Source organism: Lachnoclostridium sp. An131, from assembly GCF_002160825.1.
Taxonomy (GTDB): domain Bacteria; phylum Bacillota; class Clostridia; order Lachnospirales; family Lachnospiraceae; genus Laedolimicola.
Window position 1 is genome coordinate 51,071 of record NZ_NFLI01000017.1, and the last position, 22,935, is coordinate 74,005.

Below are 22,935 nucleotides of genomic sequence, written 5' to 3' on the forward strand. Positions count from 1 at the left end.
TTTATTTTTCTATTCAGCTCCCTGAAGCAGCACACGGACATAGTCTCCGCCCAGAGCATGAATCTCTTTCAGAGCTCTTTTTAAGATTCCCGCAGTTTTTACCTGAAAAGCCGCATAGTCGGAGATCACAATCTCATACCGGCCTTTTTTCATTTCTTCCTTCAATTCTTCGATCGTACAAAATTCTCTTTCAAAACGCGTACGAATGCAGCCATACTGCACAGCCTGATGGGTATCGCTTCCCGCGGTGACAGGAATTCCAAGCTCTGCTCCCAAAGCATAGGTCTTCCTCTCTGTCTCTTCCCGGTCTTCCGCAATATCCTTTCCATTCAAATCCAGAAAATCGAAACGCTCCAGAAGCTCCCGGGGAAGCTTCGGGATATGTCCGCCTTCCCGAAATGGATGTCCGGCTCCCACCAGAACGGGATATTCAGAAAACAGCTCTGCCAGTTTTTCAAAAGGAAGAAACTTCTCCTTTTCCTTATAAGGCTCCAGTCTCCGGTTCAGCTCAAGAATCTCCTCCGGCCGTCCAATGGAAAGAATATGGCCTCCTTCCGCAATATCCGTCTCCATTCCCGCAAAAATCCGCAGCCCATTCTCCGTAATCAGTGTGTCCCCTTCCCGTTCAGAGCGGGAAAGGATATATCCATACACTTCATCAAACTGAAGAGTGTTGAAATGCTCTGTCAGGCACAGGGCATCCAGCCCTGCTCCCCTGGCCTCTCCAAAAAGCCAGTCCGTATAAGCAGTGGAAAACGGCAGTTTTTTTGCCAGTTTCCCATGTGTGTGAAAATCAAGATACACTGTTTTTTCCTCCCGTCTCCTACACAAGCGTATTTAAAAGCACAGCTGCCGCAATCCAGAACACGGAAACAGCCAGAAACAGGAAATCATCATATGTCATATGCAGAGAAGCCAGTTTCATCCGCTTTACCTCTTTATTGACTGCTGCATAGCGGTAGCCTTTCAGCTCCAGCGCCTCCACCGTTGTCCGGGAACGCTTGGCCGTATTCAGCATCAGCGGGTAAAAGGCATGAATGATTACCTTCACCTGATAAATCAGATTCTTTATTTTCCCCGCAAAAGTTTCTGTATCCGGAGCGCGGCCCCGAAGCCGGTAGGACAGCAGCACATTCTGAAATTCTTCCATCAGCATCGGCAGCATCCTGTACGCATAGGATATGGAAAAAGACAGCCGTTCCGGGCATCCAAACCACATAAGCCCGTTGGAAAGCCGATCCGGATCGAGACCCGAAAATACTGTGATGGAGGCCAGAGAAACTGCCGCCACCTTCAGCGTCAGTACCAGAAGCGGCAGAATTGTCTGGGCGTTTCCGCCAAAGAACAGAGATACCAGGAACAGATATCCTGTCTGGGCAAAGACACCGATTCCAAACAAGAATAGCACAAGTCCTGCCACTCTCGCAAGCAGAGTCGTGGCTGCCACCAGGAAAAAGCAGGCCGCCAGAAAAATAAGATTATCCGAAAACCAGGGAGCGATGGCAAAAAACAGATACCACACCAGCAGAGCCCGGGGATCCAGGCGGGCGATCACTGTGTCATCATTTCCGTAAGCATTTTTCAACACCTGATTTCTCAGAAAATCCATTGAAAATTTGTCCAGAATGCTTTCCGATAATTTTCGTTTTAAACCTTCCATTACTTCTCTCTCCTTCTTCAGCCCGCTTCTGCCTGTCCGGCCAGGCCTGCATGCCCCAAGCCTTCTGCGTCTCCAAAGCTGTCCGCAAATTCTTCCACTGTATAGCAGAAGGCATCCGGTGTCAGCAGCTGTCCCATCGTAAAGATCTCCGGAGGACGGATCCCTGCCCGTCTTCTTACCTCATCATTTCCAAATATCTCATTCCTGCTGCCGTCGGCAATTACCCGGCCGCCGCACAGTACCAGAATCCGTTCCGCCCATTCACATACCAGCTGCATATCATGAGTGGCAATCAGTACTGTATCTGTAATATCCTTCATCTCATTCAGTGTCCGCATAATCTCCCGGCGGGTGGCGATATCCAGATTGGCGGTAGGCTCATCCAGAAGCAGAATCTCCGGATTGAGCGCAACGCCGACTGCCAGGCTCGCCCGGCGCATCTGTCCTCCGGACAGCAGGCGTCCGTCCCGGTCTTTCAGTTCAGTCAGGCGGAACCGTTCCAGAAGCTCTGCGGTCCTCTCTTGCCAGCCGGGCACCTGCCTTTCCTTCATGGCAAAAGCAATATCCGCCTCCACCGAGTCCTTGATAAACATGTCTTCAGGATTCTGGTAAACAAGCGACACAATCTGCGACAGCGCTTCCGGTTTCGTATCCCGGATATCCTGTTCCTTCAGGAGCACCCGGCCTTCCCGGGGCTTCAAAAGCCCGGTCATCAGCTTCATCAGCGTGGATTTTCCCGCTCCGTTGGAACCGACAATGGCTATTTTTTCACCCTTGCGGATTTCCAGATTCAGATGCTCAAATATTTTCCGCGGCTCACCCTTGACTGCCCGGTAAGAGACAGACACATCTTCAAAGGCTGCCATCCTCGTCCCCCTGTTTCTGGTGTGGGCCCAGGAAACGTCCGGATGGAAAACCAATCCCTCAAAGGCTTTTTTCCCTTCTTCCAGAGTAGACGGAAGACGGCCCGGACATTTCAGGTTTCCCCGTCCGCGCAGCTCGTAAGCCGCCATGGTAACCTGCGGCGGATAGATATTGCAGGAACGCAGCTCCTCCACTCTGGCAAGCGCCTCACCCGCGGGAAGCTTCCACTCTGCGTGCCCGTCCTTCAGAAGCAGCACATGCCTGCAGTATTCCGCAATATATTCTGTGTGATGTTCAATGACAATGATTGTCTTTCCATATTTTTCATTCAATTCCCGCAGCACCTGATAAATCCGGTCCGCGTGGGCAGGATCCAGCTGGGCAATGGGCTCATCCAGAATCAGAATCTCCGGCTGCAGGGAAACTGCCCCCGCCAAAGCCAGAAGGTGGGTCTGGCCGCCGGAAAGCTGCCAGACATAGTCCTTTTCTCTTCCGGACAGGCCGCACTGCTCCAGCGCTTTTTCGCCCCGCTCCAGATAGTCCTGCATGGCATAATTCATACAGGCGTAGGAAGCCTCATCCAGCACTGTAGGACGCACAATCTGATTTTCAAAATCCTGGTACACATAACCGGCTTTCCGAGCCAGTTCTCCGATATCTGTCTCCAGGGTCTCCACACCATCCACCCGGACGCTGCCTTGTCTGTCACCCATGATAAAGTGGGGAATCAATCCGTTGAGTACCTTGCAGAGGGTGGATTTTCCACAGCCGTTGTTTCCCACCACTGCCAGAAAATCTCCTCTCTCTACATCCAGACTGATATCCTTCAGCACAGGCGTTTCCGCTCCGGGATAGGTAAAGGTCAGATTTCTGATTTCAATAATATTTCCTGTCTGTTCCATGACTCTCCTTATCCTTCTGTCTTACATAGATTCCGCTTCCATATATTTCTCATATATTTCTCATATATTTCTCATATATCTCTCTTATGCCCGGCTCTTCTGTACTTCTGCGTTTCTGCGGATAATCAGAAGGACTATTACCGCCATTGCTGCCGCAGCCACAAGGCCTGCTGCCATGGCTGTTCCGCTCTCCGCCCAGGAAGCCTCCCAGTCTATCAGAGGCAGTCCGCTCTCCGCCAGCATCTCTGCTCCCACAGCAGCCGCGAATCCGATCAGCACTCCCAATACTGCCTTTCCACTGATGCCGCCCAGGGAAGTCTCCTCCGTTCTGGGACGCATACCGAGAAGGGGTTCAATCTTTCCGTAAAGTCTCGGTACCAGAAACAGTGTCGGCAGCAGGCAGAACAGAATTCCGGAAAACAGCAGGTCATTCAGAAACGCAAAGCCCTCTGTGGCAAATACGCTTTCCGGAAGTCCCGGAACCGCCTCAAAATCAGATACCGCAAACTGTACTTTCAAAATGTCCACAGCCATTCCCATAAACAGCTGCAGAGCCGTGCCCGTTATAGCCGCGATTCCCACCATTCTGGTATTCTTCGGATTTCTTACCATTCTTCCGGCGATATACACGCCAATAGTAACAGTAATAAATTTTTCCAGCTCTCCCAGACCTCCGAACTGCCCCAGCATAATCTCGCTGAATACCAGCTCGCCTGTAGCTGCTCCCAGGGCCGCCGACATGGGGTCAAAGAGAATCGCCAGCACCAGCGGGATAAAAAGGAAGTACTCCACAGAGAATTCCACGATGCCCACCTGGAATTTCGGAATCAGTTCCGTAAACAGTGTAGCCAGTCCATACAGGGACATGGTCAGTACAAATACCATCAGTTTCTGCGACTGTGCCGCTGTCTTTTTTTCATTCATCTTACATTTCCTCCTCAAAGGTGTCGTGCCGTAATCTTTGCTATTGACAAAAATTATCATAGACTTTCTTTGTAAAGTTTTCGACACAGGTTCTGTTAAATGTAAGAAAATTTTCTTTTTAATGCATTTCAGAAAATTTATTTTCACTTTTCCGCATAAACTAAAACATCCCCGGACAACAGCCATTTCTATTTCTGCTGTCCGGAGATATCTTACATTTCTTATATTCTCTTGTACCCTGCCGTTCTTTTTTCTGTGCATCATTTGAAGCTGACTCCAAACAAGATACCAGTTAAAATCAAATCATCCGGACGGCAGCCGAAGATATCCTGTTTATGTCTGGCTTTCCAGACTGCCGGTGCCAAAGCTTACAACACCTCCCAGGTACACAAAGCAGCCAGAGCAGCCGGCTCCAGAACCTGTATCTTTCCGCGGAAGGTACAGAAGATTGCAGATCTTCACCAGAGAAGCATTGTATTCCTGATGCACGGTCTCAAAAAGAAGGCGGTTCACATACATGGAATACCAGTTTACCACCTGGCCGCGCAGCCTGCTGTCAGCTTCAAACATATCCCGGAACTGCTCCCTGGTAAACTCCAGGGCTTCCAGCTCCGACAGCGCGCTCATGCTTAAGGACAGCTCAATTTTATAATCTGCCTGATGATATCCTGGAAACACTGTGCCAGGACCGTGAAAACTGATGATTTTCCTGTGTCCGTTTTCATGCTCCGCCCCATGGACGGCTGCCCCCGACACAATATAATAGAGATTCCCGTAAGGACTGCCCGGCTTCCAGACATAATCTCCCTTTTGAAAATATCTCTTTTCATGAGGCTGGGACAGAAAGCACTCATAAAACTGCCGGAAATCTCCAGAGAAAAAATACCGCGGCGTCAGCATGGCATCACCTCATCTTTCCGCATTATCTCTGCCTTATTATTTTTATTGTACTGTCTGCGTTTTCTTTTTTCAATCAAAATCAGAACAAGGAGGATTACTTCACTATGCAGCACAAAGTAAAAGTTACTGTCATTGACAAAAAACTGTATCCGGAACTTTAGGCCAGATACTGCGCAGATCCCCAGGCCGGCGCCTGTCCCTGCTACAACGTGGGAGACGAGTTCATTTTTGAACGTTATGCAGCTGCCGATGATTTCTGGCACATGGGCCTTGGCACCTTAAGGCGCACCCCAGAGGCTTCGGAAAATACTGGAATTCCGGGAAGTCCAGAGAATACGGCAGGAGGCCCTGCCATGCCCCACTGCTCCGAAGCCTGGGACGCCATCGCCAGATACATCTACACCGGTCTTCAGGGCGGCTCCATCATGCGAGGCTGGATGAAAGAAGAACGTGTCATGATCACCTGCTGTTCTGACGGAACAAGGCCTGTCATCTTCAAAATCCAGCGGCTGGACTACAAAGTCCTCTATATCGAAGGCATCCACTGTCAGACTTGCAGGAAGCGGATTGCCGAAGCTCTGGCCGCACTGCCTGGCGTGACGGATGTGGTGTTCCGGGAAGAATTCACAGAAGTGTTCCTGGACCATGATGTGGAAGACCGCGCTTTGAAAAAAGCAGTGGAAAGCTGCGGAGATTATTCTGTGGGAAAAATCGACTAATGCGGAAGAATCTAATATTTCTTTTCCGGCTTGTTTTATGAACTTCTCTTACAAAAGAACCCGGGCCTTCAGATGATCCTGCACCTGAGGCCCGGGTTCTTATCAGTTCAATATCTGCTCAACCTCTTTCTCCGAAATGGACAGCCGCTTCGCGATTTCTCCCCAGTCAACTCCTTCATCAGCCAGACGGAAAACCTGTTTTGCCAGCTGTATTCCCTGTTCTATTCCTTGTTCTATTCCCTGCCTTAATCCTTCGTTCCGTCCATCCTCTACCAGCGCACGAATCGCTTCACACATATCTTTTCCTCCTTTTTCTGCCTGTCCTCCATTTTCCAGAAGCTCAGGCTCTCCAAGATATTCTGCTATCGTCTCATAAGTGTCTTCCGAGACAATGGCAGAGCCTGTCAGTTCTCTCAGGCGTGCAAACGCCTCTTTATCTTTTGCGTATTTGATACACAGCAGCATGAAACAGATATCCGGCGGAAATTCTCTCAGCCGCTCATCCGGCGTATGACAGACATCCAATATATGTATGGGATAATCCGCCACACATTCTTTCAGCCTGTCCGGAATAAGCTCTAGATCCAGAAGCTCATGTAGGCGTCTGGCTCCATCCCAGGGCGCTTCTCCACAATACAAAACCAAAGTAATCACCGGAAGCAGCCTGTCTTCCTTCGAAAACTGCGACAGAAATTCACCGCCCGCTAAATCTTTTTTCTCCAAGTGTCCTCTGCTGACTGCTTTTTTCTGGTGTAAGTATGACAGCGTATCGCTGTCCAAAACCCGCAGAGGCATGGCGTAATCTACATATTCCATCAGCTCTGCGCCGATAAAAAGACGTACCAGGGTATGATCAAGTTTCTTAAATAAGTCCCGATACCTGTGCCGATACTCTCTGCAAACCGTCCATCCTGATCATAATACGCCAGAAGCGGATTTTCCTTTTTCCCCAATCTTTCTCCTCCTTCATTTTACATGGAAACAATGTCAGCCGCAACCTTTCCTTCTTCGGAAAATCTTCTTCTGTATAAAATTCTGTATAAAATCGATTTCTCTGGGATATTTGGAGAGAGGTCTCCTGCGATCCAGCAGATTTCAGATGGGTAAAGAGTAGCAGAAATATTAGAAAATGTCAACAGAAACTCAGCAGTGAAATAACAATATTTCAGCCGGCCTGCGGATGCGCAGTCCGCAAAGCCGGCTGTTTTCTTTAATCACATTTTAATCGTATTCTTTCAAAGCCTGCACAGCCAGGCGCTCCGCCAGCGCATGTTCCAGCGCCTTTTCTTTACGGTGCAGCAAAATCAGTCTGACTGTTCCTGCAATCACGACTGCCAGAAGCAGCAGCCAGGCTGCTATATCCCATACACACACATCTGTCGCAATCCAACCCATAGGACTTCCTCCTGTTTTGCCCCTGAAATGTCATACCGTTTTCTGTTCCTCAAGCTCCTGGCGCAGTCTCTCTATCCGCCTCCGGCATTTCCGAGCCGCTGTCTGGAATCCAAACGCCGCTGCCGCCGCTCCCAGGAGAATCAGCCAGTGTGCTATGCAGACAGGCTTCTCTATTTTACAATTATTCAAAGGAACCTGCTCTTCTTCAATCACTGTATTCTCCGCTTCTTCGTCATATTCTCTGCCGTCAGTTTCCTGCTCAGGACGGCCGGGAATTATCCGATATTCGGAGACCTGCGCCATACTGTAGCCGCCGACAGCAGAGGCGCTGTCTCCATCGCTTTCTCCTGTGCCGCCGTCCGTATCGTCCGCAGAATCATCTGTCTCAGCGAGAAGCATCTCTTCTTCCGTTTCTTCCTCTTCAGCTGCGGGTTCTTCCGCCACAGGTTCTTCCGCCACAGGTTCTTCCGCCGCAGAAGGCTGTCCGGATCCGGTACTTTCTTCTCCGCCGCCCGGAGTCTCTTCTCCGCCGCCCGGAGTCTCTTCTCCGCCGCCCGGAGTCTCTTCCCCGCCGCCCGGGGTCTCCTCTCCGCCGCCCGGAGTCTCTTCTCCACCCTCAGGCGGAGTCTCTTCTCCGCCCTCAGGCGGTGTCTCCTCTCCGCCGCCCGGAGTCTCTTCTCCACCCTCAGGCGGAGTCTCTTCTCCGCCCTCAGGCGGTGTCTCCTCTCCGCCGCCCGGGGTCTCCTCCCCGCCGCCCGGGGTCTCTTCTCCGCCCTCAGGCGGTGTCTCTTCTCCGCCGCCCGGGGTCTCATACTTATCGGCGGTACCGTTCCCGTCGCCATCCACCGCATAGAAAACCCGGAGGAAAAGGCTTCCGTCCGCCGCCACATTTCCGGAAAGCAGGCTCTCCGGAAAACCGTCGTCAAGCACATACCCCTCCAGAGGCAGGCCTTCCGGGGCCAGTTCCGCGCTTACCTGAGTTCCCTCCTCCACGCCGCTGATGTCCAGCCGGTGCACAGGCTCCGGCGGATATACGCCCGGCTCTGTCTCCAGATAATACCCGACCGTATAGGAAGAAAGGGTTGCTGCCGGCTCACAGGAGACATATATCATCCGGTGCCTGACGGAAGAGGCGGGCTGATGGGTAAAAGACATCCACAGGCTGCAGCCCGCTTCATAAGCCTCTCCCGCACCCGGCGCGTCCGTATCCTGCGTCAGCTCCGGCACCGTCACGATTCCGTCGCCCCAGACTTCAAGGTTCTGGTAACCGGGCTGAAGGCCGATATAGAAGTAGATCCTGCTTCCATACTCAGAAAGATAATACACATCTCCGGCGTTCACAGGCGTCAGCCCGCCGCCCTCCGGCATGACCACATACAATTTCGCTCCCTCATCCAGACGTTCTACCGTGAAAGAAGCGTCGAACCAGCCGCTGGCGCAGACCCTGGGTCCCGGGGAAAGCAGAAAGCAGGAAGCCGCCAGAAAGCCGGACAGCAGAATAACAGCCGCAAAACGCAGGAACGGGCCTCCGTTTCCGATAGTTTTTCCTGTTTTCTGCAATTTTTTTTTAATAAACCGCATAAATTTGTACTTTCTGTGAACCATTTTGCACTTTTTCTCCGTCTAATATAATAAAGGAATGCTTTAATGAATGTATGAGGGAACATTTTCCGCAAATACTGAAAATACGAATCCTGCATGTCTGTATGATCGACTATCTATTTTGCACAGAAAGGAATCTCTGATTATGAGACGGTTTCAAAAGCAGACCCTGGACAGAGAGAACAGCCAAAGCGGCATCCAAAACAGCCATGAAGAAGCGCTGTTGAACCAGCTTCTCTCTGAACTCCAGCTGGAAAATAGAATATCCCCCGGGAAAAAGCAGCGTTACCGGCGCGTGTTACTCCGCCAGTATGTCGTAAAGCATGCCGCCCGGCTGGCCTGCCTTGTCTTTGCGGCTGCGTTGCTCGCTCCCGGCACGGTCGTTCCCGCCTCAGTCTCGGAGGTATCGGCCGCCCCGGCTTCCGACGCTTCGTCGGTACAGGTCAGCTTCCGGGTAGACGGCCTGATTCCGGTCAGAGAAATCACTGCCCAGATTAATGAGCACAGCCTTTCTGTGGAAAGCAGCAGCTATCAGAACTACCAAATTACCGTCGAGGAGAACGGCTATCTGCTTCTGGACATCTATTCCGCCACAGGCCTGCACAGCTCCCACAGTATGGAGATCAGCGGAATCGATGAGGAAGCGCCCGTCGTAACCAGCCATCAGCTGGAAGATGGAGAACTCATCCTCTGGATCAGCGACGGAGACGGCGTCGGCATCGATTACGATTCCATCACCGCGCAGCTGGAAGGCAGCGGAGCAAAGACAGCTCCTTCCCGGATCGACGCATCCACCGGATGCGTGGCTTTCCCGACGCCCCAGCAGGCCATGCTGATTACCATAGCGGATAAGAACGGCAATTACCGGGTTCTTTCCTTCACGCCCATGTAATATAATAACCAGCCGCAGAAATAGAAATCCTGAAATAGAAATCCTGAAAGAGAAATCCTAAAAGAGAAATCCTGAAAGCGGGTCCTGTTCCTACAGGTCCGCTTCTTTTTTTACTTTTTTTCTCTTCTTTATCCGTCTCTTTCTTTTCCTGCGGTCCAGCCCGGAACCCAGAGCCAGAAGCAGAGCCGCCAGAATCAGCAGTCCTCCGGCCGCCTGCCGTCCCGCGGGGCCGCCCAGCTTCTCTGCCAGAGCGCCTGCGCCCGGAATCACATGCTCCACCTTTCCGATGAAATCCTCATAGGGGACCGGATTCATATCCCGCTCCGGATTGGCGTCGCCCTTGGTGACGATCTCGCCCTCCGCCGGCCGGTTGCTCACCACCCGGTGGGTGATGACCGCAGAGGACCCGTGGGCCCCGTAAAAGGCTATCACATCCCCCTCCGCCATCTGCACCGGGTCCGCGCCGCGCACCAGCACCAGACTGTCTACCGGAATCTCAGGCTCCATGCTTCCGCTTATCACCGTATAGAGCCGGTACCCGGCCAGACGGGGAAGCGTCAGCGGCAGGCAGGCCAGAATCAGCAGGATTAATATAACTGTACCCGCGGCGTTGCAAAGCAGCGCCGCGGGGTTACGTCTCTTCTTTTTCAAAAACCGGTCGTTTGGTCCCGTTTTTTTACTCTTCTCCATTATTCTCTTTACCGGACTTCCTGCCCTTGAGCAGCCATACCACCAGGCAGATCAGCACCACTGCGGCCACAGAGCCGACGCCGACGCTGAACGCCAGCGGAAGGCCCTTCGCAGTCTCGTCCTCCTCAATCTCCATATCGCCCAGAGGAGTCTCCTCCTCATCCAGGTCCACAATGTCCTGGGTTCCTTCCGGAACAGCATCCTCCTCAATCTCTGTCTGCTGTCCTTCTCCGGCGTCCCCGCCTTCACCGGCTCCGCCGCCTGCACCGCCAGCGCCACCGCCAGCGCCGCCGGCTCCGCCTGCGCCGCCGGTGGTCGTGCCGGGCCGCACAATCGTCACGATGGTCGTACCGCCGTCCGTCACCGTCTCTGTCACGTGATTGATAATCGCGTCCGGATCACCCTCCACATACACAAAGGTGAAAATATTCTCCGCAGGATCCGCGCTCAGGGTCTTGGTAAGCGCCAGGGTCTGGGGAATATAGCCGTCGATATAGAGGTAAGCCACAATAGGCTTGTCGCCGATATTTCCATAATACACCTGGCTGGGAGCCAGCTCTCTGCCATTCTCATCCTGGTACTGAACCGTATAGGACACCTGATCGCCCTCGATTCCGTAGGCCACCACGTAATCCGCGTCGCCGTCCACAGTCACCAGCGGATTCGTCAGGTTATCCATATCCAGATTGTCGCGGCCGCTCAGGCGGAAGCCCTTGGCGTAATACCGCTCATCCTCCTCGTTCAGCACGATATCGCCATAAAATTCCTGAAACAGATTGATCTGATCACCCAGCTCCAGATCGTCGATGACCACCTTTTTCTGACCTTTGATCAGGCCCTTGTCGCCTGCCGACAGCGTCAGCGTGTAAGTATAGCCGTCATCCGCCGCCGGCTGTCCCGGCTGCGCCGGCTCTGAGGCCGCAGCCTTTACCGGAACCGCGCCCAGCACCAGGCAGCCTGTCAGAACGGAGACCAGCGCTTTCTTCCAATTCTTCATCTGGCACTACTCTCCTTTCCCGTTATTTTTCTTACGCATCCAGACAGCGGCAGCCACAAGCACAAGGCCGCAGCCCAGAGCAACGCCGCTCCAGAGCATCAGCTTCGCCGCGTCTCCCGTCTGCACGGTAGTCACCACACGGATATCGGAATCACTCGTCGTCCGGTTCACCACGGTGCGCCTCTCAGCCTCCGGCACCTTTTCCACCGCGAAATTCACCCGCAGCTCAGCCAGCGTCAGCTGATAGCCGTTGCCCTGCGTCTCGCCGTCTACCCGGAGCCACAGGTTCACCCGGCCGCTCTCGCCGGAAGCCAGACGGTCAAGGAAGAAATACTCATCTGCGGCGCCTGTGAACTCATGCAGTCCCTCCAGTCCGCCGGCAGCCGTCTCGCCGCCCACCGTATCGCTGTCATAGAGAACCGTCTCCGCTCCATCCTTGTCCGTGTAGGAGAGGCGGTACTCATAGGCTCCGCCCTCGGCGGAAGACATGGCGTCCTCCAGGGTCTCAATAATCTCATTCGTCATGTACCAGTCCGTCTCACTGTCGTCCGAATTCCGGATGGCAATATTCATCTGGACGCTGTCGCCCGGCTGCACCTGGCTGAACTCATCCGTGAAATCCGACCGGCTGTAATTGCTCCGGATCTCGTCTCCGGTAAACTCCGCCAGCAGATCCGTCCGTCCCTGATAATCCTCGGCAAATACTGTCAGAGAGGAACCTGCCAGCATCACAAGCCCCATTACGAGGCACAAAAGCTTCTTCTTCATCCTGCACCTCCTAATGACTTACGCCGGTGATGGAAGTCCCGTCCTCAGACAGGGTCACATCCACGCCCCAGGCGCTTCGGATAGCGTCCACCGCGTTATGGGTCTGCACCGCGTTCACTTCCGCGTCGAGATAAAAGCTGTAGCCGTCATACCGGTATTCATAGGTATAGTGGGTCACATTCCCCTCTACCCGCGAGCTGACCGTCACATCCCGGGCAATCTCCGGATTGATGCGGATGGTGTCAGACAGAGGCTCCGTCTTCATATTCGCCGGCAGGATATCCCGGTAATACAGGACCATATGCTCCGGAGAATAATCCGGATCATCCGACCGATCGTCGTAAAGCCATACGTCGTCATTCACCAGATTCAGCTCAATCCATTCCGGCTCAAGCATCGTATCCTTCGTGATAGTCTTCCCTTCAGAATTCTTCCAGTAGCGGTTCACAATGACGCGGACAAAGGTATCGATATTTCCCACATTAGCCACGCTGAGCTCTTCCTGATAAACCTTTCCGGGAACCAGCTTCTCGTTCTGATCCTCGTCCAGCATGTTCTTCAGCAGAACGCCTTCCCCGGAATCCACCCACTGGCCGTCGTCCGTGTACTCTCTTCTGCAGACCTCCACATCATTCTCCAGAAGAGCCACGCCGATGCTGGACATGCTCACCTGGGCGAAATATTCTTCATTGTAGTAGGTCAGGGCCGCCCTTGTGCTCCCGACCGTACTTGCCAGAAGCAGCACCCCCGCCGCTCCCAGAAGCAGGGCGGGCTTCAGCGGAAACCGGCTTTTCTTCTTCCTCTTCATCATACATTCCCCTCCTGCTCTGCATCGTCCTCAAAGACATTGAAATTCCAGTCAGGCACTGCGTTTCCGTCTTTATCGAAGAATACCGGCGAGTATTCATAGACGACGATAATGTTGAATTCCTCCGGTCTCGTATCTTCTCCGGCTGCCGGCGGCGCGGGTCTCTCATATTTCACCACCAGCTCGCTGGCTTCCTCTCCCGGATGGAGGACCGGCGTATAATACAGATAACCGTCCGCATTCGGCGCGTCGCTCCAGTTGTCCGTGCCTTCCGGCTCTGTATAGGTAATCAGGTTCATAATCTCATCCGGCGCAAAGACCTTCACGCGGATAAAGCAGTCGTAATCACCCGTATTTTTAATCCACACGTGCTTCGCGTCGTCTATCACTTCCTCGCGGATCTCCGTATCCGTAAAGCCCATATTCACCGGCACGCCGCCCTTCGCCGTACAGTAAGCCGTGAAATAGGCCAGGGCGCTGCCCACGGAAAGAGAGGCTGTCAGCGCCAGCGCCGCCGCAAGGAGGGCCGCTTTTCCGAATTTCCAGTTTCTCATCCTTCATCCTCCTCTCCCGTCTGTCCCTGTCCGCCCGGAACATTGCCTCCGGTATATTCATACTCACCGTCTTCTCCCTGGCGGAAGTTATTGACGATGCCGTAGCCGCCGTTCGTGGAGCCGTCCACCGTATTTGTGAACTCTACCTGCACCGGCGAGCCTGCCTCCCCGTCCGCGATGATAATGACGCTCTCAGGCGTGGGGCCGGACTCCAGCTCGTATCCGGCGCCGGAGTAGACCTCCTCCACCTTCACAGTCGAACCGGCAGGCAGATCCTCCAGCGTGACGGAACCCGTCGTCTTGTTCGGATCGTTCTCGAAAATCACAGACACCATATGCTGCTGATCCTCTCCCTTCAGCGGGTCAACGCTGACTTCAAACACGAAAGCAGCCGCCTTCAGGGGCACGCCATTCGTACTGTCACGGTGCTTGATAATCTCCAGATCGCCATATCTGACCTCCGGGCTCCATTTCAGGATAGTCTCTACCTCATAAACCCAGTCGTCTGTGTTATCCGGGCCCGCCGGAGCGTCCGGATTGAAATCGTTGTCCGGCACAGACACCAGGTAAGGCGTGAAATTATAGAAGTAATAGGGCGTCTCCAGCTGCTGCGGAACCACCAGATACAGTCCCACAGGCAAAGCTGTAAAGGTAACCGAGGTCTGGGCCTTCGAGGCCGTCCGGGTGTCCACAGGATCCAGCCTCTCCGTCACGCCGGCAGCCGCAGCCGCCATCGCTTCCCATTCCGCCGCGGCCGTCTCAGAATCCACAGCCGCAAGCTCCTGCCCGAAGGTACTGCTTCCTCCGTCATCTTTCTCAAGCGGCGCATCCTTGAAATCTGAAACTGCCGTATATTTTCCACTCACATCCACATCTGCCGCTTTATACAGGTTCAGCACCACTTCCTTCGCGGCGGCCTCCTCCTGTATCTCCTGTCCAGCCGCCGCATAATCCTCTTCTATCTGCGCAAACAGGTCGCTCAGATCCACCGACAGCGTACAGTCTTCTCTGTCCGTCTCCACCGGTCCGGCGGCGTGAGTATCCAGAAGCCCCGTGCCGGAGAGTCCCAGCGCGAGCGCAAGCGCGAACGCCAGAAACGCGGCTCCCTTTCTGCTTTTCCATCTTCTCTTTCTCATCGCTTTTTACCCTCCTAAGCTCTATTTCTTTCCGGAATCCGCCTGCCCGCCGCCGGCATTCTTACGCCGCTTCGGACGAATCAGGCATCTTAAGATTACTATGATAAGAAGCGTCACAGACAGGCCCAGAACCAGATACAGCATATAGTAATTCTGAACTGCCTGCACCACAGCCTCCGCAGGGGCGGGAGCCGCAGGCTCTTCTTCGCCATTGTAGGGAACGCGTATTCCGCGCACCAGCAGCCGGTGGGTGTTCACGCCGTAAGGGGTGCAGGTGAACAGCGTCACATGATCCTCCCCGTCCACAATGGCCAGGGCGCTGCTCAGCGCGTCCACATCGTCCTTATCCACCATATCGTGAATCAAATCCACCTCATAGGCCAGAACCTCATCCAGCACGTGAATATAGAAGCGATCCCCCTGCTCCAGCTGGTCGATGTCTGTGAACAGCCTCGCGCTGGGCAGTCCCCGGTGGGCAGACAGGACGCAGTGGGTGCTCTCTCCTCCGATGGGAAGCTTCGTTCCGTCCAGATGGCCCACGCCGGTCTGCAGGACCTCCTCGGAGGTGCCGTGATAGATGGAGAGCTTCACCTGGATCTTCGGAATGGAAATATAACCCATGACTCCATCGCCCGCCGCGTTCAGCACGGACCAGTATTCCGTATCCTCCAGGTCCTCGCCGTCTCCGGCAAATACGTCCCCGTATATATTATTTTCCGCCAGTTTATCGTTAAATGCCTCTGCCTTCTCCCATTCCTCCGAGAAATCCTCCGGCTCCATGACGGCGATGGTCTCCTCATAGCTGGAGATCAGCCGGCTCTGCCGGTAGGTGTTCCACTGATCCGCGATAGTCGGATAGACCAGCAGCAGAAAGCCGGCCAGGAACATCAGGGCAAACACTGCGTTCAGTAATTTTCTCATGACTCCTCTTTCTCTTCCCGCTCCTTCTGCCGCGCCGTCCGCGCCCTGCGGTCCAGCAGGTACAGCGCCAGAATGAACAGGGCCGTCACGCCCAGTCCCACGAGCACCCAGAGCAGGTAGTTCGTGTGGATGCTTACCGCGGCCAGAGGGGTCTCCTCCTCAGCCACCACCGTCTCTTCATAGGGCACCCGGTGTCCGCGCACCAGAAGGCGGTGCGAATTGACGCCATAGGGGGTGCAGGTCAGGAGCGTCACCAGGTCCTCCCCTTCCTCCACCGCCAGAGCCGACGTGTCGTCCGGCTCCACAGTCTCAATCTGATCCACTTCATAGCAGAGGGTCTCATCCAGGACACGGATCAGAAAATGATCTCCCGCCTCCAGCTGATCCAGATCGGTAAAAAGGGCTGCGCTGGGCAGTCCCCGGTGGGCGGATATCACCGCGTGGGTGTTCTCCCCGCCGGATGGAAGGGAGCTCCCCTCCAGGTGTCCGGCCGCTTTTTCCAGCACTTCCTCCTCCGTCGTATGATAGATGGGAAGGGTAATGCCTATCTTCGGAATCTCCACCTTTCCCATGATGCCGTCGCCGGCCAGGTTCAGGGCCGCCATATACTCCTCGTCCGGCTCCTCCGAAGCCGCCGCCACGGCAAAGGAATCCGGAAGAACGGAGGGCACCAGTTCCGCATTGTAGGCTCTGGCCTTCTCCCACTCCGCTTCGTAATCCACAGAGCCTTCCTCCTCCAGCTGGGCGACCGTGTCGTCGTAGCCGGTAATCAGACGCTGCTGGCGGTAGGTGTTCCATTCATTTGCCACAAAGGGATACAGCAGCAAGGACAATCCGGCTAAAAATATCGCGCCAATCAATATTCTGCTTACAGTCTTTTTCATACGGACTCTCCTTTATGCTGTATCTTTTTATAATCCGGGGCGGATACACCGCCCCGGATCTGCGCAAAGCTCTCCAGGCCTTTACGCAGCAGTATCAGATTCTATCGGGAATCCCGATTACTGCTCCTCAGTTTTCTTTCTGCTCACGAAGTACAGCGCCGCCGCCGCAATCATGATCGCGCATCCGCCGATGGTGAAGATGGTTGTACCGATGCCACCGGTTCCGGGAAGCGTAGAAAGCTTGGTATTGGGGATAGCATCCTCAAGAAGAGCTGTTCCGCCAACTTCACCCGGATTCTTTACTAATGTCTCAGATGAAGTTGTTGTTGTCTTTTCAGATGCAAGGTATGCTGCCTGATATCCTTCAGTATTCCCGTCTACTTCATCAAAGCTGTAGAATGTATTGCCTTTGATCCAGCCAACCTGTAAAGCGTCTTTAGACGGTTTCTCTGTTGTATATGTTCTGTCAGTCTCTGTAGCAGTACTTGTTGTTGTTGCTGTAGTCCAATCTGCTGTAATTGCATATACTTTGTCGTTTAAAGAGTATCCGGTAGGAGCTACAAGCTCTTTTACATAATAGATACCGTATTCTACATTAGTTGATACTGCATAACCGTTTTCATTCGTAGTTACTACGTCGATAAGCTGTGTGCAATTTGCATCTTTGTAGATACCGAATTTAGCGCCTGCAAGAGGATTCGGATTCCCATCGTTATCTGTATCTTCGCCTGTCTTAAGGAAAGCAAGCTGATAGGTGTAAACCGTTTCTTCATCTTCTTTCTTGTTTACGCCTTTAGCTTCATCCGGCTCTTCGTTTACATCTGTCCATGTAGTACCTGTATTAGGATCACCATAATAGTAGATAACCTTGTTATTATTTCCGTCGTCTCCTACAACAGCATTGTCATTGATCACGCCGCTGTAAGTGATCACCGGTGCATAAACACTACCGTTACCATATACGAGTTTATCGTAATCAAAATTAAGATTGAATCCGTTGTCTTTTTTAACTGCAGTTGCAACTACAGTTCCGTCTGCATATGAAAATGTATTTCCATCTTCAGATCTTGTTAATGCTGTGCCATTAACGGTTACTGTAAGTGAGTCGTACTCAAAGGTAAGACCTGCACTCAGTCTATCTGAAATAAAGAATGTTTTGTTTTTAGCATTTGAAGGATAGGTAGGAACGGTAGGAGTCACCTTGTAATCTACTACATCGCCGACGGATACTGTGTTGATGGTATTATTTGTTGCATCCACTGTCACTCCGTCTGTGATCTCTTTTTTAACATCCGGAGAGGAGCTTTTCGCTACTGCTGTTGAACCAAACAGATAATTATCATCCGAACTGATAGAACCTGCTGTCAATTCGCCATCTTCATTATATGTAGCGGTCAGAAGAATCGGGTTATAAATATCTCCGTTGTCCGCTCCTGTGATAACAGCGATGTATGCACCTGCCGGAACTTCCTGCGTATAGATAGCATCAACATCCTGTGCTGTCCATGTCTTTATAGGAGTAATTGTCTGAGGGCTTGCGATCAGTCCCTGTGCAATTTCATTAATCTCATTAGCTGTAGGCGCTTTTGGATCATCAAACTCAGCACCTTGAGCCCAGATGTATTTTACGAACTCTACATCGCCCGGACCATAGTCTACACTTGCAATCTGATAAAGTGTAACATCAGGATTACCTGTTATATTAGTGATTGAAACATCTGCTCTGTCTGCTATATCAGGTTTTGTAGGATACTTTCCCTGATTACCAGCTGCAAAAGCCGTTACGCTCATGCCAAGCACCATAGTAAGCGCAAGCAGCATGGCAAAGATTTTTCTCATCTTTTTCATTGTTGTTCTCCTTTTCCAAGATTTTGTTTCATTTTTTGTGCTTTTGTGTGCAGTTCCCCACTGCGCAGTGGCTGCAGCAGAGAATTGGAATCATTTTCACGATTATTCTCTTTACAGCACCCCCCTGCGTTTTCTTTTATATAATACCAGCGCGCCTGCCATCATCAGCAGAATACCGCCGATAGTATATCGATAAATTCCTGTTCCGCCCGCGGACGGCAGCTCATAGAGAGCTGTGTTGCCATAGTAGAAGGTCAGGATACCGTCTTTGATGACTGCGTTTTTGTCGTTCATTTTTACCGGAACTCCGTCCTTCATCTCAAAGGTAACAGGATCGCCAAGCGCATATCCTATCGGCGCTACGGTTTCGGTAAGTGTGTATGAACCGTCTGCGAATATGCCTGTAAAATCTGCACCATTTTTAGTCCATTTTACGATACCGTTTGCATATGATACGCCTTTGTAAATTGTTTTATCAGTGTTATGCTTCAATTCAAACTCGGCGCCCTTCAGTGTAGGGGGGGTATCTGTTGTAGATGTAGAGTTGCTGCATTTAATCAGCTGCCACTGCGCCTGGTTGGTGATGGTGATGCTGCTCAGGCTTGCGTCTGAACTGTCCTTGATAAGCTCACCGTAATCGACAATATATTCATATTCGCCGATCCGCGTATGCTCGCCTTCTTCCACTCCGACATAGGGCGCTGTGGTTCCGTCTCCCACAGTAACGTTGAATTCTCCGTTTCCGCCGTCAGCAGGCTTCAATTCCTTCACGCTATAATCCGAAGCCGGGGTAAGATGCTCGAATACATCTGTAAACGAATTACTCTTATTCAGCGCCACGTACCGTCCGGTTGACACCCCGCCTTTGTACAGTCCCGCATAGACTGTCAGTTCCGGATCAGCCGTGCCCTTCCAGTCTTTGGTCACCTGAATCTTCTGGCCATAGGTATTGGTCACCGTGAGTTCCAACGTTGCTTTGTCCGCGACAGCTTCGTAATCTTTCCACTGATCATTCGCGTAATAGTCCGCCGGATAGCTTACGATATACTGTGCGTTATTCTTTCCTAGAAGTTTATCGCCGGGCTTCAGATCGGCATTATTAGAAACCTCTCTTACGCTATAGACCATCTCTTCAGTTGTGGTTCCCACATACACCGGCAGGTTATTGTAAGTACCCTTCCAGCCGTTGGCCGCCGTCAGTTCGAGCAGGCCGCCCGGATAAATCTGCCACTGGCCATTTTCTTTATAGTAAAGCTGGAACTGTACCTTATCCGGTCTGTACTCTGAAGCGCCTCCGTCATCCCATTTTTTCGTAACGTCAATCCAGGTGGATGGATTCGCTTTATTTGTAATCGTTCCGGTAAATCCGCCGCCATCTGACTGCAAAACTCCGCCTATACCATCCCCGTTTGTATAGGAAACCTGGTATTTGTTCGGTACATCTTTTTCAACCACGCGATAGTCATACCCCGTTTTGGGAAGGTTAGGCCACGTATATGACCAGTTATTTCCAGCACTGAGGTTTACCGTCGCATAATCCGTATAGGCTATATCGTCAGATTTTTTATACTGCAACGTTACGCTGACAGAAGACGGACGATTCGGATTATTATGATCTTCCCAGACCTTGTTGACCGTAACAGATGTCTTCTCAACTGTAGTATCAAAATTAACCGGTTCTACATTTGGAAGTGTAAACTGCATATAGCAGGAGGAACCATAACCGCCGCGCTCCATGTAATAAATGGTAATCGTATGTTCTTTATCTGCCGGATCCTCACGTAAATACTCCAGATCCAGATACTGACCCACAGAACTGTGAAGACCGCCCAGGTCAATTTTCTTTACTCCATCTACATACAGCCAGAAATCATCATCACCCCGGAAGTAGAAATTTAATGGCCCTACATAATCACCTAATGTAAAGGTGAATTCATATTTCATTCCAAAATACCAGTTATGAGCCGTTTTATCATCACTGTAACCAATAGGAGCCCCAAAGGTAAATCTATCCTCGGCAACGCCGTAGTGGTTCGCCTCGGCTTCTCCGCCAAATTTCGGATCCGTTGCGTCTTCAGTATCCAACGGCCAGAAATTATTTGCGTATATCCCATTGCCATCATCATTTTTCGTAATTTCTCTAATGTGCTGTAAATCGCTTAATACAGAAGAGCTGCCTTTATATACCTGCGACAAGGTATAAGTATCGCCTTCCTGAATAAAGCCAAGTTTATAATCTGAATACGGGGTTACGCCCACATCTCGCCCGGAGCCTTCTCCAAATAAATTCGGCGCGTAAATTCCACTTGTGAACTGCAGATTCCCATTTGCGTCTAAATTATTTTGCACAATACCGGTTCGTACCACAAAACCTGTTTTTTGCCCACTGGCATTCGTATTAACCTCATTCAGGTATGTCGTCGGATTTTGCAAGTGCAGGTTTGTATCCGAAGAACTACTGTGGAAAAATCCATTGGACCGGAAGCCAAACTTTAACTGATTATTCTGTCCGTCTGCTCCTCCACCAAAATTCCCTCTGGAATTAATTCCTCTATGGTCAGTATCATATCCCTCGACATAATCACCAAGGTAATTATTACCTCGGAATAACGTTCCGGTGGACACATCATAATCGTAGAACTGTACCGGCGTCTGAAGCGTTACACTGTCGCCGCTGGATTCTGGCTCGTAGATCATTCTTATGGTAGAATCACCGGTCAGCATAACCTCTTCACTGGAACTGGCCTCATATTCCTTTGTATCTTCACTGTCGGTAATCCTGATCTTCTTCAGTTTATAATTGACATTCGACTTTCCGACATTGGACATGCAGATCTTACTCAGATTTTCAACCGGGGTTTTTAGTCCGTTATCCAGTTCAATCGTGTCATCTGTATAAATCCGTTTCTCATCAGGCTGAACCGTATACTGCGGCACCCAGTTGATGCCTCCTGTATTCTGTAATCCCTCATTGCCCCCCTGCGGTGTGCTGCCAGTAGGGTTCAGCTGTTTTAAATTTATCGCATAATGCTCGACGTTCACCTTGATTTTTCCGCCCAGCTGATCAAGGTCTACTACTACGTAGATGGAAAAGTGATCCGTCTCAATCGCTATCTGTCCGTCTCCGGCGACCTGCGCTTCCATATCCGTGGAGGCTCCTGTCTCTTCGTCCACATGGAAGACCTTCGTCTCCTCAGATATGACTGTTTCTCCGCCGTCTTCTGCGGTTTCCTCTGCCTCAGACAGCGTGGCTGCCTCGGCAGTGGTTCCCGCCTCTGCCGCAGTTCCATCCTCAGTTGTCTCTGCCTCGGAGCTGTCGCCGGCCGTCTCGTCCTCTGCCGCCTCAGCCTCTGCGTTCGCCTTTTCGAACTTCACTTCCACCGGACCCAGCGGCTGGATCTCGCTGCCGTCCTGGAAAATCCGGATGTCCAGAGCTGTATAGCTCACGACTTCCTTTTCTTCCTTCTCGGCCTGCTCCTCCACCGCCTGGTCCACGATTTCCTTCGTTTCCTCGCTCACAGGCTCTACGGACAGAGTCAGTTCGCCGCCTTCCGGGAAACTGGACGCCGGACCGGACAGCAGGACGCGGATGCCCTCTGCCTCGCCTTCCAGGCTCACAGGCTCCGCTTCTTTCTCTTCTGTGAGCAGCTCCTCGTCTTCCTCACCGGTCAGTTCTTCTTCGTCTTCCTCATCCAGAGAAACGTCCTGCTCAGTGTCCTCTGTTTCTTCTGTCTTGTCAGCGTCCTCTGTCTGAGAAGGATCCTGGTTTTGGGAAGCGTCCTCTCCGCCGGGCAGACTGGAATCCTCTTTATTTCCATCGTTCTTATTTCCATCATCCTGGCTGCCGTTCTCTCCTGCCGGGCCGGACGGGTTCTGGTTCTCCGGAGATCCGTCTCCGCTGTTCGTTCCGGAACTATCTCCGCCGTTCTGGCCATTCTGAGCCTGCTGCCCGTCCTGGCTTTCTGTGCCGCCCTGATTCTCCGGACCATTCGGGGTCTCCGGAGCGCCCGGCGTATTCCCCTCTTCCTCTGTCTCGCTCGAAGGCGTGCTGTTCTGTCCTTCGTTCCCACCGGTCGGAGACGTCGGTTCAGACGAAGACCCAGGCTGTTCCTGCTGCCCCTGCTCTTCGTTTCCTTCCTCCGTATTCTGTGGCGATACGCCTTCCTCTGCCACTACGGGTTCTTCTGCATACACCTGCTCTATGACATCCTGCATGCCAAGTCCAAGCACCATGGTCATGCAGAGCAGGAACGCGACGATTCTCCTGATTCTGTTTTCTTTCTTCGTCTTCCTGATTTTCATGACGTTCTCCTTCCTTGTATTATCTGTCTTCTGTTTATCTGTCGTGAATCCGCTCCGCCAGGGCTCTGGAAGCCGGCCTGAAGCAGATTCATTCTTACCCATTTGTAATATAAGACGGTCCATTATTCACAAACGGGTCACATTTTTTTCATATTTTTAAATTTTTTCT

The 22,935-nt window shown here is 52.1% G+C and carries 21 protein-coding genes and 1 pseudogene; 3 read left to right on the plus strand and 19 right to left on the minus strand.

Annotated features, from left to right (window positions below; genetic code table 11):
- Nucleotides 1-9: 9 nt before the first annotated feature.
- From B5E77_RS13730 to B5E77_RS13750, 5 genes are all read right to left on the minus strand, one after another.
- The gene (locus B5E77_RS13730) at nucleotides 10-804 is read right to left on the minus strand and encodes a PHP-associated domain-containing protein (RefSeq protein WP_087165922.1); all 795 of its coding nucleotides are present in this window, start codon (nucleotides 802-804) and stop codon (nucleotides 10-12) included.
- Between the two features lie 19 nt (nucleotides 805-823).
- Nucleotides 824-1,660, minus strand: coding sequence for an energy-coupling factor transporter transmembrane component T family protein (locus B5E77_RS13735; protein ID WP_087165923.1), 837 nt, complete (start codon nucleotides 1,658-1,660; stop codon nucleotides 824-826).
- 17 nt (nucleotides 1,661-1,677) lie between these two features.
- On the minus strand, nucleotides 1,678-3,426 hold the full coding sequence (locus B5E77_RS13740) for an ABC transporter ATP-binding protein (protein ID WP_087165924.1): 1,749 nt from the start codon (nucleotides 3,424-3,426) through the stop codon (nucleotides 1,678-1,680).
- 84 nt (nucleotides 3,427-3,510) lie between these two features.
- Nucleotides 3,511-4,350 (minus strand): cell division protein FtsQ, encoded by an 840-nt coding sequence (locus B5E77_RS13745; protein ID WP_087165925.1) that lies wholly within the window; start codon nucleotides 4,348-4,350, stop codon nucleotides 3,511-3,513.
- 333 nt (nucleotides 4,351-4,683) lie between these two features.
- Nucleotides 4,684-5,250 (minus strand): Crp/Fnr family transcriptional regulator, encoded by a 567-nt coding sequence (locus B5E77_RS13750; protein ID WP_087165926.1) that lies wholly within the window; start codon nucleotides 5,248-5,250, stop codon nucleotides 4,684-4,686.
- A 188-nt stretch (nucleotides 5,251-5,438) separates the two neighbouring features.
- Between B5E77_RS13750 and B5E77_RS17410 the strand changes: the two are divergent.
- Together B5E77_RS17410 and B5E77_RS17415 are read left to right on the plus strand one after the other, a co-directional pair.
- Nucleotides 5,439-5,753 (plus strand): annotated as a pseudogene (locus B5E77_RS17410) (TIGR04076 family protein); the annotation flags it as partial.
- Nucleotides 5,754-5,780: 27 nt separating this feature from the next.
- Nucleotides 5,781-5,969, plus strand: coding sequence for a heavy-metal-associated domain-containing protein (locus B5E77_RS17415; RefSeq protein ID WP_275532768.1), 189 nt, complete (start codon nucleotides 5,781-5,783; stop codon nucleotides 5,967-5,969).
- A gap of 102 nt (nucleotides 5,970-6,071) precedes the next feature.
- Here the strand turns inward: B5E77_RS17415 and B5E77_RS13760 are convergent, their stop codons facing one another.
- The 4 genes from B5E77_RS13760 to B5E77_RS13765 form a co-directional block, all read right to left on the minus strand.
- Nucleotides 6,072-6,785 (minus strand): Rpn family recombination-promoting nuclease/putative transposase, encoded by a 714-nt coding sequence (locus B5E77_RS13760; protein WP_087165927.1) that lies wholly within the window; start codon nucleotides 6,783-6,785, stop codon nucleotides 6,072-6,074.
- A complete protein-coding gene (locus B5E77_RS17030; protein WP_162609705.1) occupies nucleotides 6,785-6,922 on the minus strand; it encodes a hypothetical protein in 138 nt (45 codons plus the stop codon). The genes B5E77_RS13760 and B5E77_RS17030 overlap by 1 nt, the downstream gene beginning before the upstream one ends.
- 268 nt (nucleotides 6,923-7,190) lie before the next feature.
- Complete coding sequence (locus B5E77_RS17035; protein ID WP_162609706.1) at nucleotides 7,191-7,364, minus strand: hypothetical protein; 174 nt, start codon at nucleotides 7,362-7,364, stop codon at nucleotides 7,191-7,193.
- 30 nt (nucleotides 7,365-7,394) lie between these two features.
- On the minus strand, nucleotides 7,395-8,945 hold the full coding sequence (locus B5E77_RS13765; RefSeq protein ID WP_143468640.1) for a hypothetical protein: 1,551 nt from the start codon (nucleotides 8,943-8,945) through the stop codon (nucleotides 7,395-7,397).
- 166 nt (nucleotides 8,946-9,111) lie between these two features.
- Here B5E77_RS13765 and B5E77_RS13770 point away from each other — a divergent pair, with 166 nt between their 5' ends.
- On the plus strand, nucleotides 9,112-9,858 hold the full coding sequence (locus B5E77_RS13770; RefSeq protein WP_143468641.1) for a hypothetical protein: 747 nt from the start codon (nucleotides 9,112-9,114) through the stop codon (nucleotides 9,856-9,858).
- A gap of 90 nt (nucleotides 9,859-9,948) precedes the next feature.
- Here the strand turns inward: B5E77_RS13770 and B5E77_RS13775 are convergent, their stop codons facing one another.
- The 10 genes from B5E77_RS13775 to B5E77_RS13820 all read right to left on the minus strand — a co-directional run bounded on the left by B5E77_RS13775 (nucleotide 9,949) and on the right by B5E77_RS13820 (nucleotide 22,766).
- Nucleotides 9,949-10,548: a signal peptidase I gene (locus B5E77_RS13775; protein WP_242963748.1), complete on the minus strand. Its 600-nt coding sequence runs from the start codon at nucleotides 10,546-10,548 to the stop codon at nucleotides 9,949-9,951.
- Nucleotides 10,535-11,545 (minus strand): MucBP domain-containing protein, encoded by a 1,011-nt coding sequence (locus B5E77_RS17125; RefSeq protein ID WP_087165930.1) that lies wholly within the window; start codon nucleotides 11,543-11,545, stop codon nucleotides 10,535-10,537. The genes B5E77_RS13775 and B5E77_RS17125 overlap by 14 nt, the downstream gene beginning before the upstream one ends.
- A gap of 6 nt (nucleotides 11,546-11,551) precedes the next feature.
- Nucleotides 11,552-12,313, minus strand: coding sequence for a hypothetical protein (locus B5E77_RS13785; protein WP_087165931.1), 762 nt, complete (start codon nucleotides 12,311-12,313; stop codon nucleotides 11,552-11,554).
- A 10-nt stretch (nucleotides 12,314-12,323) separates the two neighbouring features.
- On the minus strand, nucleotides 12,324-13,124 hold the full coding sequence (locus tag B5E77_RS13790; protein ID WP_087165932.1) for a hypothetical protein: 801 nt from the start codon (nucleotides 13,122-13,124) through the stop codon (nucleotides 12,324-12,326).
- Nucleotides 13,121-13,675 (minus strand): hypothetical protein, encoded by a 555-nt coding sequence (locus tag B5E77_RS13795; protein WP_087165933.1) that lies wholly within the window; start codon nucleotides 13,673-13,675, stop codon nucleotides 13,121-13,123. The genes B5E77_RS13790 and B5E77_RS13795 overlap by 4 nt, the downstream gene beginning before the upstream one ends.
- Nucleotides 13,672-14,811 carry a DUF5979 domain-containing protein gene (locus tag B5E77_RS13800; RefSeq protein WP_087165934.1) on the minus strand — a complete coding sequence of 380 codons (1,140 nt, stop codon included), beginning with the start codon at nucleotides 14,809-14,811 and terminating at the stop codon, nucleotides 13,672-13,674. Before B5E77_RS13800 ends, B5E77_RS13795 begins: the two co-directional genes overlap by 4 nt.
- Before the next feature lie 21 nt (nucleotides 14,812-14,832).
- Nucleotides 14,833-15,732, minus strand: coding sequence for a class C sortase (locus B5E77_RS13805; protein ID WP_087165935.1), 900 nt, complete (start codon nucleotides 15,730-15,732; stop codon nucleotides 14,833-14,835).
- Nucleotides 15,729-16,616 (minus strand): class C sortase, encoded by an 888-nt coding sequence (locus B5E77_RS13810; RefSeq protein ID WP_087165936.1) that lies wholly within the window; start codon nucleotides 16,614-16,616, stop codon nucleotides 15,729-15,731. The genes B5E77_RS13805 and B5E77_RS13810 overlap by 4 nt, the downstream gene beginning before the upstream one ends.
- 117 nt (nucleotides 16,617-16,733) lie before the next feature.
- A complete protein-coding gene (locus B5E77_RS13815) occupies nucleotides 16,734-18,464 on the minus strand; it encodes a SpaA isopeptide-forming pilin-related protein (RefSeq protein ID WP_087165937.1) in 1,731 nt (576 codons plus the stop codon).
- A gap of 111 nt (nucleotides 18,465-18,575) precedes the next feature.
- The gene (locus tag B5E77_RS13820; RefSeq protein WP_087165938.1) at nucleotides 18,576-22,766 is read right to left on the minus strand and encodes a Cna B-type domain-containing protein; all 4,191 of its coding nucleotides are present in this window, start codon (nucleotides 22,764-22,766) and stop codon (nucleotides 18,576-18,578) included.
- Nucleotides 22,767-22,935: the final 169 nt, after the last annotated feature.

Bases quoted from the DNA above. Each gene is read 5' to 3' on its own strand.
- B5E77_RS13745 (WP_087165925.1), bottom strand. From the start codon at position 4,350: ATGAATGAAAAAAAGACAGCGGCACAGTCGCAGAAACTGATGGTATTT.
- B5E77_RS13795 (WP_087165933.1), bottom strand. From the start codon at position 13,675: ATGAGAAACTGGAAATTCGGAAAAGCGGCCCTCCTTGCGGCGGCGCTG.
- B5E77_RS13760 (WP_087165927.1), bottom strand. From the start codon at position 6,785: ATGGAATATGTAGATTACGCCATGCCTCTGCGGGTTTTGGACAGCGAT.
- B5E77_RS13785 (WP_087165931.1), bottom strand. From the start codon at position 12,313: ATGAAGAAGAAGCTTTTGTGCCTCGTAATGGGGCTTGTGATGCTGGCA.
- B5E77_RS13810 (WP_087165936.1), bottom strand. From the start codon at position 16,616: ATGAAAAAGACTGTAAGCAGAATATTGATTGGCGCGATATTTTTAGCC.
- B5E77_RS13790 (WP_087165932.1), bottom strand. From the start codon at position 13,124: ATGATGAAGAGGAAGAAGAAAAGCCGGTTTCCGCTGAAGCCCGCCCTG.
- B5E77_RS13740 (WP_087165924.1), bottom strand. From the start codon at position 3,426: ATGGAACAGACAGGAAATATTATTGAAATCAGAAATCTGACCTTTACC.
- B5E77_RS13820 (WP_087165938.1), bottom strand. From the start codon at position 22,766: ATGAAAATCAGGAAGACGAAGAAAGAAAACAGAATCAGGAGAATCGTC.
- B5E77_RS13765 (WP_143468640.1), bottom strand. From the start codon at position 8,945: ATGCGGTTTATTAAAAAAAAATTGCAGAAAACAGGAAAAACTATCGGA.
- B5E77_RS13815 (WP_087165937.1), bottom strand. From the start codon at position 18,464: ATGAAAAAGATGAGAAAAATCTTTGCCATGCTGCTTGCGCTTACTATG.
- B5E77_RS13735 (WP_087165923.1), bottom strand. From the start codon at position 1,660: ATGGAAGGTTTAAAACGAAAATTATCGGAAAGCATTCTGGACAAATTT.
- B5E77_RS13800 (WP_087165934.1), bottom strand. From the start codon at position 14,811: ATGAGAAAGAGAAGATGGAAAAGCAGAAAGGGAGCCGCGTTTCTGGCG.
- B5E77_RS13750 (WP_087165926.1), bottom strand. From the start codon at position 5,250: ATGCTGACGCCGCGGTATTTTTTCTCTGGAGATTTCCGGCAGTTTTAT.
- B5E77_RS13770 (WP_143468641.1), top strand. From the start codon at position 9,112: ATGAGACGGTTTCAAAAGCAGACCCTGGACAGAGAGAACAGCCAAAGC.
- B5E77_RS13805 (WP_087165935.1), bottom strand. From the start codon at position 15,732: ATGAGAAAATTACTGAACGCAGTGTTTGCCCTGATGTTCCTGGCCGGC.
- B5E77_RS17035 (WP_162609706.1), bottom strand. From the start codon at position 7,364: ATGGGTTGGATTGCGACAGATGTGTGTGTATGGGATATAGCAGCCTGG.
- B5E77_RS13775 (WP_242963748.1), bottom strand. From the start codon at position 10,548: ATGGAGAAGAGTAAAAAAACGGGACCAAACGACCGGTTTTTGAAAAAG.
- B5E77_RS17125 (WP_087165930.1), bottom strand. From the start codon at position 11,545: ATGAAGAATTGGAAGAAAGCGCTGGTCTCCGTTCTGACAGGCTGCCTG.